The organism is Desulfogranum aggregans, from assembly GCF_055398265.1.
In genome coordinates this window covers 4,622,297-4,637,987 of the sequence record NZ_AP042447.1, presented here as the reverse complement: position 1 = coordinate 4,637,987, position 15,691 = coordinate 4,622,297, and the positions used below count along the sequence as shown (strand labels likewise).

Below are 15,691 nucleotides of genomic sequence, written 5' to 3'. Positions count from 1 at the left end.
CTATGGGATACGCTCGTTACGCCTTCAATGCTGGATCAGCTCAACCGAGCGGCGACTCCTTGCCGGGGTTGATGTTCCCCTTTCTCCTGCTCCTTGTGCTGCTTTTTCCGGCAACCACATGTACTGCAACCAGTGAGGTTTTGGTACCACTCCATGTAGAAAAAGGCACCAACCTGATTCACCTCGCCCGTGACTTCTGTCACCGCAGGACGGACTGGAAAACCATTGCCCGAATAAACGGGCTCCTCCCTCCTTACCTCATCAGGGAGCAGTCGTCCCTGGACGTCCCGCTTAGCCTGCTTCGCCATGAACCGCTCCAGGCAACTCTTGCTGCACTCGACGGTGGGGTTGGGGTCCAGCAGGATACGACCAGTCAACCGGTTACCAGGGGGATGGTCCTTGTTGCAGGCCAAACCTTGACAACCGGCCCCCATGGTTTTGCCCATGTGGTCTTCCCTGACCAGCGATACCTGCATGTTGAACCCGACTCAACCCTGCGCCTGAACTATTTGATCAGGCTTGCCGACAGCAGTATAAAAATTGATTTCACCCTCTCTCGAGGACGCATTCTCAATCGTATTAAAAAACGCCTGCACCCCAACGACAGCCATCGTGCTCGCACTCCGATCGCGATTACGGGCATACGCGGTACCAGCTATCGTATAAAGAACAAAACCGGCCAAGACAGCAGCGTGGAAACCCTTGCAGGGAAAGTAGCGGTCGCAGCGGCCGGCGGGGCAGTGACCCTGCAGCGCAACCAGGGAACAAGGATCCAGCCCGGCAGGCAACCGATACCCCCGCGCGCTCTTCCCGCGGCTCCTGTCCAGCTTCAACACCCACCCGTCTTCAGGGGCCTCCCCGCCGTCATACCTGCGCCTGAGCATGCGCAAGCCGCATCGTTTAAAATGCGGATAACCAGGGACATAGCGGGCACGGAATCCATCAAAGAACTTTTTTGCCAGCCAGGCTCGGATTTCATCCTCGACAGTGTGAAAGACGGCGCCTACTTTTACTTCCTCACCGCCACAGACCAGGAAGGCTTTGAAAGTATTCCAGCAGGTCCTTTTCCCTTGCGCGTCCGAACCGTCCCCGTTGCACCGCTCATTGCCTCTCCCGAGCCCGGGCAGTTTTTTTGGGAGAAACAGGTCACGATTCGCTGGTTACAGGGCGAACAGGTCGAGCAGTATCACTATCAACTGGCAACCGATCCCACCTTCTCTGATATTATCGATGAACAGCAGACACCGAACCCTGCGCTGCAGACCATGCCACTTCCTGCCGGAAAATATTTTTTCCGCGTACAGGCTATCGCTCCTGATGGATTCACCTCGTTTTTTTCCCCGACTATCGCCTGGAAACGGGTCGATCAGCCGGCAATGGAGGACATGACCATTGCTCCGGCAACCACGCCGACCCTCCAATGGAGCGCAGTGGCGGAAGCAAACGCCTATGATCTGCAGATTGCCGAGGATGGCTCCTTTGGCAAGCTGGTCCTGGAAAAACGGGGCCTTACTACGACCTCCCACACCCTGGAAGCGCCCCTTCTGCCTGGCACCTACTTTGTTCGTATGCGAGCGACTATCGGCTCAGCCCCCCCTGGGCCGTGGACTTCCCCGCAGCGCCTGACTATGGAACAACCGCCTCCCGGCTGGAAAGAGATACTGATCGGTGTTGTCATGGTCGGTATCCTGTTCCTCTAGCACCGCATCGGTTCTCCCGTGTTGATCCAGCGCCTCCTCCCTCCGACCGTTGGCTTATGCTGTTTTCTGCTCCTCAGCCTCAGCGGACTTGCGCCCCGGATGACCAATACAACCATGGACCTGCTGTTTCGCCTGCGAGGGCCGCTCCATCCACCACAGGAGGTGGTGATCATCGGCATTGACGAACCGAGCCTGCAACACCTTGGTCCCTGGCCGTTTCCCCGAGCGTTTCATGCCCGCCTCCTTGAGCGCCTGTCTGAGGCCAGGGCCATTGGCTTCGATTTTCTTTTTTCCGAGACCACCGACGACGACCTCAGGTTCAGCAGGCAATTGAAACACGCTCCGCCAGTGGTACTCGCCACGGCCACCGCCTCGAACAACCGATTATTACTCCCGGCACCAGGCCTGCGCTCTGTCACGAGAACCGGCCATGTGGAGACCCTTTTTGACGGGGACGGCATGGTACGCAAAATAGACATGCACCACCCCGTCGGTCAGCTTCCCTTTGCGTTGACCATACTGCGCGCCAGCGGCTGGCAGGGTCCAACGCCTGATGCCGAAACGCTGTACATCAACTACTACGGTCCGGAAAAAACCTTTCTCTTTCTCTCCTACATTGACGTGTTAAAGGGGAAAATACCCCGGGGTTTTTTTGCCGATCGTCTGGTGTTGATCGGTGCTGAGACCATCGGGCTGCACGACACCTTCATTACCCCGTTGAGCCGCACCCGGGTAATGCCGGGGGTGGAGATTCAAGCCACCATCCTCAGCAACCTGCTCGAAGACAGTCTCATTCGCTCTGCTCCGCAAATGTCCCTGCTGCTCGCAGCAAGCCTAATCACCGTTATTGCTGCTCTCTGGCAATCCATGGGAGAACGGTTCAATGTCTCTGTCATTCTGACGGCAGCAGGCGCCGCCATCCTGCTTGCCTACTTCTGTTTTCGGGCATCGCTGTTTATTGACATTTCGTCGTTTATGGTCGCCCTTTTTTCAGCCTACCTCTTCCACCTTCTCCTGCAAGCCCTCTGGACAGCCGGAGCAATGTACAGGCAAATTCGTTTTCTCAACAAACGCCTAGACAAGGGATTGCAGCGGATTTACAGCCAGTCCCCTCACTACCGGGTTAACGTTGAACAGCAGCAAAGCCTGCCAGATGCCCTGGGCATAGGAGAGCATATCAACCAGCTGCAGCAGGCCTCCAGGGCGCTGGGAATGCAGCACGCTTTTCTTGACAACCTGCTTCACAACGAGTTGCCGCCGCTCGTGCTTTGGGATGCAGCCGACAACAGCCCTATCTTTGCCAATATTCACTTCCGCAACTTTTGGCAGCAGCAGCAAAACGCCGACGCATCTCTTCCCGATTACCAGTCCTTTAGCGACCACCTTGCCCTCTCCAGCCCCCTGACAGACGAAGACGATGCCACTCCCAACGCCCCAGGTACCCATCGTCCGCTCCGTACTGAAATACACACCCTGAGCAGTAGCGGCAGGCAATATTTTCAGGTGGACATCCATCACTTTACCGTCACAGAACCTCCTTTTCAGGGCATCATGGCCATTCTCCATGATGTGACCAAGCTCCGCGAACTGGAACGGGTGAAAGGCGAAATTGTCTCCATCGTCTCTCACGAACTCAAACTCCCCCTGACGACCATTCTCGGCTACGGTGAAATGCTGGCAGATATTGTGGAAAAGGATCAGCAACCGTATGCCGAGGCAATATGCGCCGAAGCCAAGCGACTCAATCAGCTTATTGTCGCCTTTCTTGATATCAACCGTATCGAAAGCGGTAAGCAACAGATTCACCCTCTTCCCTTCCACCCCCTTGCCATTATCGGCGATGCCATCAACAGTGCCACCCCGGCAGCAGACAAGAAAGATATCTCCATCACCACAACCCTGCCGAAAAAGACTTCACCCCTGGTGGGTGATGAACTGCTCCTTCTCCAGGCACTCATCAACCTGCTGGACAATGCTGTGAAATTCAGCCCCTGTTCTTCGACCATCACCGTCTCCTTGGAAGAACTCGTCGACCATTTCGCCTTTGCCGTCACCGACCAGGGACCAGGCATCGCACCGGAACTTCGAGACACCATCTTCACCAAATTTTACCGGGGAGAAAAACAACCGACACAGGAGGGGTTTGGCCTCGGCCTGAGCCTAGTGAAGGAAGTTGTAGAACGTCACTCTGGGCAGGTCACCATCCATCCTGAAACCAACGGCGGTACGATCTTCACCCTGCTGATTCCCAAAGCGTTGCCGGTAAAAAATACTCCCCCAAAACACAGCACCCCCAAAAGCAGTTGATACAATCGAACGAAAAAAGATACTTATTTGACATCACATAACAATTCACCCAAAGCTTACCGTATATTTACTTGCATATAATTGCATCCAGTTTAAACTTCCTCCTTACAAGGGGAATCTTATCCTCTCCATCCAGCTAGGAATGGCACCTGTTTTCTTCTTACGCCTGAAGGTTTGTAATGAAATATCCCCGTAAAAAACAACTCCTGTTTGAAGAGCTTGAAGAACGTATTTTCCTGGATGCCAACCCCTTAGCAACGGTTAGCGAGGCGCCTGTTGATCCTGACCCGCTCCCGCTCGCTGACGAGGCGCCAACCCTAGAGCCCACGCCCTCCCCTGTGGAAACGGCTCCTCCCCAAACAGTTAAAGAGGTCCCCCGGCAATCCACGACTAACAGTGGTGATACTCCCGATGAAGAGCAGCTGAAAGTCCCGGGCAGCAGCCTCCATGATCAGGGCGAGGATGCCGTCCAACCAGCTGTTCGCAGTGGCGATGAAAGCGACCCGGAAACAGGGGAAATAGAACCAACAACCGCGCAGGCACCGGAGTTAGCTGCTGAGGCTGAATCTCCCGCCGCGAACCTTGACAGTGAACCACAATCCACGACAAGAGCAGATGATCCAGCTGCCGCTGCTGAACCAGAAGAAATCAACCGGGTGGTGTTCGTCGACAGTACGGTCAGCGACCATGCAACGCTGGTTGACGGCCTGCAACAGGACCTTGACGCTGACGACCAATCAGCCGCCACCGAACACGAAACCGTAAGAGCCCACAACACCAGCGTCGTCATTCTGGATGGGAATGGGGACCAGATCGAGCAGATTTCCACCACCCTGGCCGACTACTCCGACCTGGAGAGCGTGCATATCTTTTCCTATGGGGCAGATAACACCCTCTTTTTAGGCGACAGCGTCATTAACGCGGCTACCCTACCCAGCCATGCCGAGGAAATCAGCGCCTGGGGAACAGCCCTCCATCCCGATGGTGACCTCTTGCTCTATGGCTGCAATATAGCCCGGGGAGAGACTGGTGATACCCTCCTGACAGAGCTTGCAGAATTGACTAGAGCCGACGTAGCAGCCTCTGATGATACCACGGGAAACAGTCCTCATGGGGACTGGGAACTGGAAGTTGCAACCGGCAGTATTGAAGCGGATTCCCTTACGGACGCCGGCGGCGAATGGCAGAAGACCCTGGATCCGCCTGTACCGGAAGTCACCGTATCATTACCTCAGCAGGGATTGATTGAAGAAACTATCGACTTTACGGTCAGTTTTGACAATTCCGCCGCCGCTGGTGACCCCACCAATATCGGCTATGGTCCCTACCTGGATGTGTATGTTCCTGTTGGCCTCAACATCCAATCCGGACCGAGCTACGGCACGGCTCCGGTCAACACCCAGGTGTTCACCTGGGACAGCGCCCAGAGCGCATGGGTGAACGGTACCACGGTCATCGATCCTTCCGATCTCGAGGCCGCCCACCCGTTTGACAGTGTCGGCGGCGTTATCCCCCTGGAAAGCGGCATCCATGACGGCGACCAATGGTTCGTTATTGAACTGCCGTTTGGCTCCTTTGCCCCGGAACAACCAGTCATCGACATCAATTTTACCGCTGAAATCGATGAAGATGCGGTTGCCGGCTTTGACGACACACCGGATGCCGCCGACTATTCACCCGGTGATGCGGTGGTGGGGGTTGACCTGGAGGTTACGGCCCGCGGTGGCTTCCGGTACGGTGACGATCCCCTGGATAACCCCAACGCCGATCCGGTTATCGTCCAGAGTAGTTTGGCAACGGACACGGTCACTCCGCAGCTGTTCACCATCACCAAGACCGCTGATGCCAATGAGACCGAGACTGCCACCGGGCCAAATTATCCGGTTGTCTACACCCTGGAGGTGGATATTGCCCCTGACCAGGTAGTGGATAGTCTGACCCTCAATGATTTTCTCCCCGACAGTGCCTACTATCGGGATGATATCGTCATCACCGTCAAGGGCAGTAATGAAACCGGTCTGGTCCAGTCAACAGGCGGCTACCAGGCGCCGGTCCCCTGGCAGGCGAATGCTGCGCCGAACAATGATTTTGTGCTCCCTGTGGGCAATGTTACGGGCTATGCCGCGGATGGCACTCCGGAAATTACGGTCACCTACTCAGTGTATTACGGATTGACAGATGCGGCTGGAGCAGCGGTTATTGACCCGGTGACAGGTGCCGCTGAAGAGGCGCTCAATGAGGCCAATGCGACCGGCCTGTACGACAATCCGGTTTCGGTTCCTGGCGATGACCAGGCCGTCAGCGCCGGACTGCCCGGCACCGGTGACGGTGACGGCACCGACGATGGAGACGGCTCCGACTTTCCCCAGGAAATCAACTCGATCACGGTCACCAAGGGGGTGGATTTTCAACGCGATACCGAGAACAACCCGATCGGAGACAACGGTGCTGCCGGCTACTCACCGGGCGACTTCCTCACCTACACCATTGATTTCGAAATATCCGACTATTTTGGTTTTGAAAACATCATCCTGACCGATACACTTGGCGATGGCCAGCATTTCGTTACAGCTTCCAACCCCACCCTCTCCATTTTTCAGAATGGCACATCCATCGAGGACACCTGGGATAATACCACCCTCGATGCAGGCGGCGCGGGACCTGCCCACAGCGTTATTCGCAACCAGGACAGTGGAGAGACGACCATCACTTTTGATATATCCAGCCTGCTGGGTGGAACTGGAGAACTGTATGGCGACCTGTTTGACGACGATAGCGGTACGGCGCCGGATTATTCCGGCGGTCGTCCGGCTGGCGGCACCCGGGGCACGGTAACCTTCCTGGTCGAGATTGAGGAAGATTTCCTGCAAAGCGGGATCGACCAGAGTGTCGATGCCAATGATCCGATCACCAATGATGTTGTTATCAGTGGGGATGTACTGGAACCTGACAGCGCGGAACCCGGTGAAGACTATGGCGGCACCGGCGGGCGTGTGGAGGAGGATTCGGCGACCCAGATAGTCATCGAAGGCATAACCACCGACAAGAGCATCAGCTATGTCAACGGCATTGCCTATGATCCGGCGGCAACGATTATCTCTCCCGGCGATGTGGTCACCTACACCTTCACCCTGGAGCTCCCTACCGGCGACATCGAGGACCTGATCCTTGTCGATTACCTCCCCCTTCCGGTCTATGATGTGGGAGAATTCGGAGCAACCCCCCTCTTTGCCAACCTGGACGAGTTGTTTGACGCTACCGGCGACCCTCAGAACCTGGTAATAGATGAAGGTAGCGATCTCATCGTCGGGGGCCAAATCTTTCTTGGCGAAGAGACAGATCTGCATTTTGCGCCGGAAATCATAGCTGAACCCAGCCCGTGGACCCCGACTGTCAGCTCCAATGGCAACGCCAACACCCTCACTTTTGACCTCACCACCTTTCACGCCGAATCCAATACAATCACTGTTGCAGACGGTTCCTATACCATAGAAATCCTGGTCACCTCCACCGTCACCAATGAACCTTTTGCCGATGGCCTGTACCTGACCAACCAGGCGACCTGGAGTTACAACAACACCTTCAGCAGCAACACCTCGCTTGACAACATCGCCCAGATCCAACTCTCTGCACCTGAAGTGCTCATCAGCAAAGGGGTTGTGGCCACTGTCGGCAACGGAACCTTTTCCACTCTGCCTGAGAGCCTTGCCGACCTTGACTTCAATGCCCCGGACAGTGGACCTTCCATCACCTTCACTGGCGATGGGGCCGTCGATGCCGGGGAGGTGGTCGCCAACCCCATCAATGCCGACCTCACGGATGCCGATGGCGGTGACCTGGTCACCTTCGCAGTTGCCGCCTACAACGTCGGTGGCACTGCCGCTTACGGCCTGACCATCCAGGACACCCTCCCTGGAACCGGCTTTATCGCTCCGGCCTCCACTGCAGCCATGAACCTGCAGGTCTGGCGCGGCGACAATCCGGGCAGTGGTTCTCCCCTGGATGCATCCGCCTACACCGCTACCCTCAACGGGGGAGAGCTGAAAATCGTCTTTGACCCGATAAACGGGGTGTTGGATGGCGATCGCGCTGGCACGCTGACCGATGGTACGGCCGGGGACGACGTGTTTATCATCACTTATGACCTGGAAGTGGATAACGAGACCACTACCGATCCCGATGTGGTTGCAGTCGGCAGTGACCACACCAATACGGCCTCAATCACCTACTATACCAGCGAAGCTGCTGATGTTGGCATTGCCGAGGCCAATTGGGTGGATCCGACAGACCCGCCCAGTGATGACGCCGTCATTTCCATCGCTGCTCCCAGTGTCGAAAAAACGCTGCTTGGTTCAGAAATAGGCGCCGACGATACCGATGGCAACAACGAACCCGGCGTGAACGAGGAAAACGAGGCAGTGATCGGTGAACTCGTCTACTACCAGGTAACCATCACTCTCCCCGAAGGGGAAACCGCAGGGGCCATTCTTCAAGACACCCTTGAGGCGGGATTAACCTTTGTCAGCCTGGACGCTGTTGCTACTGACGGAGTAACCACCGACCTTGCGGGTGGATTTGGCAGTGTGGCCAATAGCGGGTCAGGACAGAATCTGCAATTTAATCTTGGCAACCTGACAAACCTGGATACCAACAATGATGAACTGGAGACCCTGACCCTCACCTACACCGCTGTTGTCAACAACACCCTTGGCAATCAGGACGGTACACAACTCAACAACGTCGCCAGACTCGTGTTTGACGGTGGCGAATCCAATACTGACAGTGCAGACAACATTACCGTTATCGAGCCTGAGCTGACTATTGATAAAATAGTCAATGGGAACGGCACCACCACAGGCGATGCAGGCGATACGGTTGAATACACGATTACCATCGCCAATTCCAGCGCCACCGACGCCTTTGACATCACCTTTGCAGACCAGATTCCTGCCGCGGTGGAAAACCCGACAGTGTCGGATGTTGTTTGGACCAATCAGACCCCCTCCCAGACAGCGCTATTCGCCATTGATCCGCTCACCAATGAGCTGACCCTCACCAACTCCATCGACATCCTCCAGGGCAGTTCTCTGGTCATTACGGTCCAGGGAACCCTCAGTCAATCGGTAAGTCCGGGACAATCCATCATCAACAATGCAGGCGTGACTTGGGAGAGCCTGGATGAGGGGCACACTAACAATGGTACAGCCAACGAACGCGACGGCGACGACGGGCCAGGAACGGGTCTGAACAACTATGCTGCTCAGGACAGCGCCCCCATTGACATAGACAAGGTCGGAATAACCAAAATCCTCATCGGCACAAGTAGTGCAACAAACGGCGTGGAAAACGCCACCATTGGGGAAACCGCCACCTACCAGGTAGAGCTGGTCATCCCGGAAGGCACTCTGGTTGAGGCACAACTTGAAGACGCCCTTGAGGCCGGGCTTCAGTTTGTCAGCCTGGATTCCATCAGCTGGCCCGCCGGGCTTACTTCAGATGCAGACGGCGACACTCCAGCCAATGGCCTATCGCTCGGCGAGGTGGCCGTTACCACTGATGGCGACGGCCTGAACGGCAATGCCCAGACAGTCTCCTTTGCCCTGGGCACACTGGAAAATCCCGGGATTTCCGGCAACGATCCCCAGACCATCACATTAGAGTACACCGTACTGGTAGTTGACGACGTGGCCAACCAAAACGGTCAAACCCGCGACAACGCCGCTACCCTGACGTGGGGCCCTGAAGGAGAACGTGATGGCAGCGACACCTCATCAGTAGGCGTGGACATCGTTGAGCCGTCGGTTTCAAGCGAAAAGCTGATCAGCACCGTCAACGGCGGTCCATACCTGGATACCATCACTGATGTACAGGCAGGGCAAACCCTGTACTACCAGGTGACTTTTTCCAATGCCAATACCACCGCCTATGAGGTCACCGGGGAAGACCTGTTGCCTGATGGCGTGAGTTTTATTGATGGATCAGCGACCATGGCGAGCGCCTCCGGAATCCTCAACGTTGCCGATGTCGTTGCAGCGCAAAGCGGGAACACCATCGCCTTTACCAATTCCCAGGGCGGGTGGGACATTGAAGATAACGGATCGATCACCATCAGGTACCAGGTCACGGTTGAGGATGCCCTGGTTATCGGCGACACCCTGACCAACTCGGTGGATGCCGACTGGACCGGTCTGGATGGCAGCGCTAGCTCGGAAGAGCGCAGCTACGAGGACCAAACCGATGCCAACGGCGATCCCCTCTATGCCGTCGATGCGGACCAGGATACAGATGACGCCCAGTTCCTCACTCCGGCGGTTTCCATTGCAAAAAGCGATGGCAACATCACCGAGGCCACCATCGGCGAGACCATCACCTACACCCTCACCATCACCTCCCCCCAGGGCACCCTCAATGACTTCCTGGTCCAGGATCAGCTGCCCGATGGCGTTGAATTCGTCGAGACCCTCAGTATTTCCGGCAATGTGAATACCACACCGGCTGGCCCTGCAGCCGGCTCCCAGGGGTTGAGTTGGAACTTTGGCAACACCATCCATGACGATACCGACCCCATCGTCATCACCTACTCGGCCATCGTAACCAATGACGCGGTCAACACCAACGGGGCTTCAAAAGAAAATACCGCCCAGGTCAGCCACACCTATGTTGATGACAACGGCGATACCATCACCATCACCCCTGATCCGGCAACCGACAACTTTGAACTTGTCGAACCGCAAATCACTACGACCAAGTCGGTCACCGATCCGACCAATCCCCAGGACGGAGTGCAGCCCAATGATATACTGACCTACACCATTCGCCTGGAGAATTCTGGACGTTCAACGGCTTTCGAAGTGACGGCTGAGGATATCCTTCCCGAGGGCGTCGTCTATTTTGGCAATCCAACGGCCTCTGGGGCCAGCACCGACGTCAGTATCACGGACAATGGCGATGGAACCCTGCTCATCAGTAACTCGACTGACGGTTGGGACATAGACCCGGGAGATTCTCTTCTGATAACCTATGAAGTACAGGTAAAAGGAGCGGCCTACGTGGTCGGCGCCCATACCAATTTCGTGGATGCTGACTGGAGTGGTCGCCCAGGTGCACACGCTACACCCGATGATTTCGAGCGGATCTACGACGACGGTGCCAGCCAACCACTTTGGCCTTCAGTGGATGGCAACCAGGATGAGGCGACAGCCGATTTTATCACCCAGGTGAATCCGCCTGTGGTTGGCGATTTTGTCTGGTTCGACGTCAATGCTGATGGTAACCAGGATCCTGGTGAACCCGGACTGGCAGGGGTGGAGGTCAACCTGTACGGCAACGATCCGGATAACTTCGGCAATACCATCCTCATTGCAACCGCCGTGACAGACAGTAACGGCTGGTATGAGTTTACCAACCTGCCGCTGACTAATGATGCCCCGGATGAGGTTCCACCCTATCGTATCGAGGTGGTTGCCAATTCCCTGCCAGCAGGGTTCGTGCAGACCGCCGAGAAGCCTGACAGCCTGGACCCGAACCCATCCCTCAACAATCAGACGATCTTTGATGTTGAAAACACCTCCGACAATATCCTTGATATCGATTTCGGCTACACCGGCAGCGGTATCATTGGCGACACCGTATGGTACGACACCAACAGGGATGGTGCCCAGGATGAGACCGGCACCGGTATTTCCGGAGCAGAAGTAACGCTGCGGGGCGACCTGGACGGGGACTCTATTTTCGACTACACCGCTACAGCCATTACCGATGCCAATGGTCAATATCTCTTCACCAACCTCCCCTTTGTGGACTATGAGGTCTCGGTGACCTTTCTGCCCGGGGGGCTTGGCCAACAGACCGGCGACCCTGATGCGACGCTTGACTCCCGCCACAGCTTGACACTGACCGCTACCCAACCCGAGGTAGAGACGGTTGATTTCGGCTATGTGGGCACCGGTTCCATTGGCGATACTGTCTGGCAGAATCTCAATGGCGATAATGATGTCGATCCAGGAGAGTCAGGCCTGGCCAACGTCACCGTCACCTTGACCGGGGACATCAACTTTGATGGAGTGGACGAGACCTTCACCACCATCACCGACGGCAACGGCAACTACACTTTTGACGGGCTGCCAGCAGGGGAATACACCATTACCGTAGATCCTTCCACCCTGCCTGCTCGCCTGGGTGCGGCAGATGCAAATTACGACCTTGACGGCGGCAACGAATCCACTACAACCATTTCCCTTGGCCCAGGGGAAAACAACCTTGAGGTGGACTTTGGCTACAAACGTGAGGTATTTGGCGGTGTTATCCCCAGGGGTAGTATTGGGGATACGGTCTGGCTTGATCTGGACGGCAACGGCGCTCAAAACAGCGGCAATGAGATCGGCCTGCCCGACGTCACGGTCAACCTGCTTGACGACAGCGGTACGGTTATTGCCGCAGCTATCACCGATGGTGATGGCCGGTACTTTTTCGGCGACCTCGCGGACGGCACCTATACGGTTACGGTGGATACCAGTTCTCTTCCAGGCGAGGCCGGAACCCTGGCACAGACCTTTGACCTGGATGGCCTGGGCACGCCTGACAGGGCAACGGTCACCCTTGACGCGACTCAGCGCACCTGGGACAGTGTTGACTTCGGCTACCAGGGCAGCGGAGGGATAGGCGATACGGTCTGGCTGGATCTGGATGGCAACGGTACGCCTGATGTGGGTTCCGTAGATGTCGGTCTGGCCAATGTGGATGTCACCTTGCAGATTGATTTCAATGGTGACGACACCCCTGACGCCTTCTTGACCGCCACCACCGACAGTGCGGGCAGCTACGCTTTCAACGGTCTGCCTTTTGTGGAGTACACGGTGATCATCGACACCGACGACCTCCCTGACGGCATTACGCTGGTCGTCGATCCTGATGGCGGTGTCGCCAATGCATCAACATTAAACTTAACCTCTGCAAGTCCCACAAACCTTGATCAGGACTTCGGCTACCGCGGCACCGGTTCCATTGGCGACAAGGTCTGGAACAATGCTAACGGCAACAACCTGGTTGATGGCAGCGAGGGTGGTATCAGTGGCGTTGATGTGATCCTCACCGGTGATCTCAACAATGATGGTGTGGTTTCTGCGGGCGAGTCCATCACCGTTACCACCAATGGTGATGGTGACTACCTCTTCGACTATCTCCCAGCCGGTGAGTATACCGTAAGTGTGGATACAAACGCTGGTTCTTTGTCCGGTTTAAACCCCAACTATGATGCCGACGGGGGCAACGATGCCACCACCGATGTGGTACTGGCAGCCGGTGAGAACAATCAGGATATCGACTTCGGCTTCAGCGACCGTGGTTCCATCGGCGATACGATCTGGCTGGACATTGACGGCGACGGCATTCAGGACGGCGGGAATGAAGTCGGCCTGGGAGGGGTAGATGTTGTGTTGCGTGTGGATCTCAACGATGATGGCGATACCGATGACGCCGGTGAAACACAAACAACCACCACCAACAGCGACGGCAAATACTATTTTGGCGATCTGGAAAACGACACCTACACGATTGAGGTGGAGACAAGTACACTCCCCTCCGGCATGATCCAGACTTTTGACCCCGATGGCGCCCGCGACAACCAGTCAACGGTCACCCTGGTCGACGGCAACAATGCCATCGACACCGTGGATTTCGGCTATCGGGGCCAGGGCCTCCTTGGTGACACGGTCTGGCTCGACCTGGATGGCAACAACGTTCCCGACGTTGGCGCTGGTGATTTCGGCCTGGCTAATATCGATATCACCCTGCAGATTGATTTCAATGGTGACGGCACTCCTGACACTTTCATGACCGCCACCACTGACAGTACGGGCCGCTACCTGTTTGATGGGCTCCCTTATGGTACGTACACCGTGACGATTGATCAAAGCGACCTGCCGGATGGCGTCGATCTGGTGGTTGATCCGGATGGAGGCAGTGATCATCAGTCGCTATCCTTGTTGAGTGATCAACACCCCAGCGACCTGGACCAGGATTTCGGTTACCGGGGCTCTGGAGCCATTGGGGACACGATCTGGCAGAACCTCAATGGCGACAGTATCGTCGACCCGGATGAGCCCCTATTGCCCGGGGTCGAAGTTATCCTCACCGGCGATTTCAATAACGACGGTCGGGTTGATCCCACTGAGCAGATCCGCATCAGCACCGACACCAACGGCACCTATGCTTTTACCGGGCTTGCCAATGGTCAATACAGTGTGAGCGTCGATCCAGGCAGCCTGCCGGATGGCTTGCAACCCAACTTCGATGCCGACGGCCTGCCGGACAATCGCACCGAAGTGATCCTGACCGATGGCAACAACAGCATTGATACCATAGACTTCGGCTACAATACCGTGGCCAATATCGGGGACACGATCTGGTTCGACTATGACGCGGATGGCATACAGGATTCCGGCGAGCCAGGTCTCGCCGGTGTAACCGTAGTACTGACCGACCCGGACGGCAATACCTTCATCGATTCCACCGACGAGAATGGGCAGTACCTGTTCACAGACCTTCCTCCCGGAGCATACACGGTCACTGTTCTTCCGACCAGCCTGCCGACCGGCGGTCTGACCCCCACCGACGATCTTGACGGCATCGGTACCCCGAATAGTGCCAGCCTTGTCCTCACCGGAGGAACGACTCGTGTGGATGCGGACTTTGGCTATACCGGCACCGGTTCTATCGGTGACACCATCTGGAACGACCAGAACCAAAACGGTCTTCAGGATGGAGCTGAAAACGGCATCAGCGGCGTTGAACTCACCGTCGCCATTGACCTGGATTCCGACGGCATACCCGATTTTACGGTGACCACTGTTACCGACAGCAGCGGCAAGTATGTCGTTGACAACCTGCCCTCCGGCAGTCACGTGGTCAGTGTCAATCCTGCCACCTTGCCGGAGGATATCATCTTGAGTTACGATCCGGATGGTACCCTGGACAACGCCTTTGTCGTCGCCCTGGGCCCGGGAGAAGAAATCGATACGGTTGACTTCGGATACTACTTTGAAGATGACGCCCCTGATGCACAACCTATCGAGCCGGGTGGACCGCCGCCCACGCCACCGGGGAGGCCGCCGGGCAGGCCACCGGTGAGTCCTCCAGCGCCTCTTGCCGAGCTGGACGCAGATGCCTTTTTTCTCTACCGTCAGTTCGGCGGCAGGGAGGAAAGCTTTCCTTGGAATTGGGAATTTAGTCTTCCCGCCCAATTTCCGCCGCTGGAGGTGAGTCCCGTCTACACCGGCATGGCAGAGCCAGGAACTACCTTGTTTCTCACCCTGTATGACAATTCAGGTAACCCCATCGGCTACCAGACGGTGATGGCCGATACTGCCGGCAACTGGCTGGCGAGCTTTCCGGCCACGCGTATGCTCGAGTTGCCGCATCACATGGATATCGAACAGACAGTTTCCAGCTACAACAGCAGTTCGCCGGGCCTGTTTAATACCCGAACATATTTCAACCCCAATTTCACCAGCCTGGTCTTCTCCCGGTCAACCCTGAATGTGGATACTATTTTTGCCTACCTGCCATCAACCATAATGGCTTCCATGCATGCGAGTACCCACACCCCGATAGACCTCCATTGGAATGACTTCAACGGATATGAGTTCGCTGCTCCGTCGATCAATCCTTCCAAAAACGGCCACTAG

Annotated in this window: 3 protein-coding genes; all 3 read left to right on the top strand. The window is 56.2% G+C overall.

The annotated features are described in order from the left end of the window. Positions 1 to 2 precede the first annotated feature (2 nt). The 3 genes from ACZ52Z_RS20235 (at position 3) to ACZ52Z_RS20225 (ending at position 15,691) form a co-directional block, all read left to right on the top strand. The gene (locus ACZ52Z_RS20235; RefSeq protein WP_464268578.1) at positions 3 to 1,700 is read left to right on the top strand and encodes a FecR family protein; all 1,698 of its coding nucleotides are present in this window, start codon (positions 3 to 5) and stop codon (positions 1,698 to 1,700) included. A gap of 18 nt (positions 1,701 to 1,718) precedes the next feature. After that, entirely contained in the window at positions 1,719 to 4,007 is a 2,289-nt protein-coding gene (locus ACZ52Z_RS20230; protein ID WP_464268577.1) for a CHASE2 domain-containing protein, read from the top strand. Between the two features lie 179 nt (positions 4,008 to 4,186). Next, complete coding sequence (locus ACZ52Z_RS20225) at positions 4,187 to 15,691, top strand: SdrD B-like domain-containing protein (protein ID WP_464268576.1); 11,505 nt, start codon at positions 4,187 to 4,189, stop codon at positions 15,689 to 15,691.

Coding starts and splice junctions, on each gene's coding strand:
- ACZ52Z_RS20235 (WP_464268578.1), top strand. CDS start 3: ATGGGATACGCTCGTTACGCCTTCAATGCTGGATCAGCTCAACCGAGC.
- ACZ52Z_RS20225 (WP_464268576.1), top strand. CDS start 4,187: ATGAAATATCCCCGTAAAAAACAACTCCTGTTTGAAGAGCTTGAAGAA.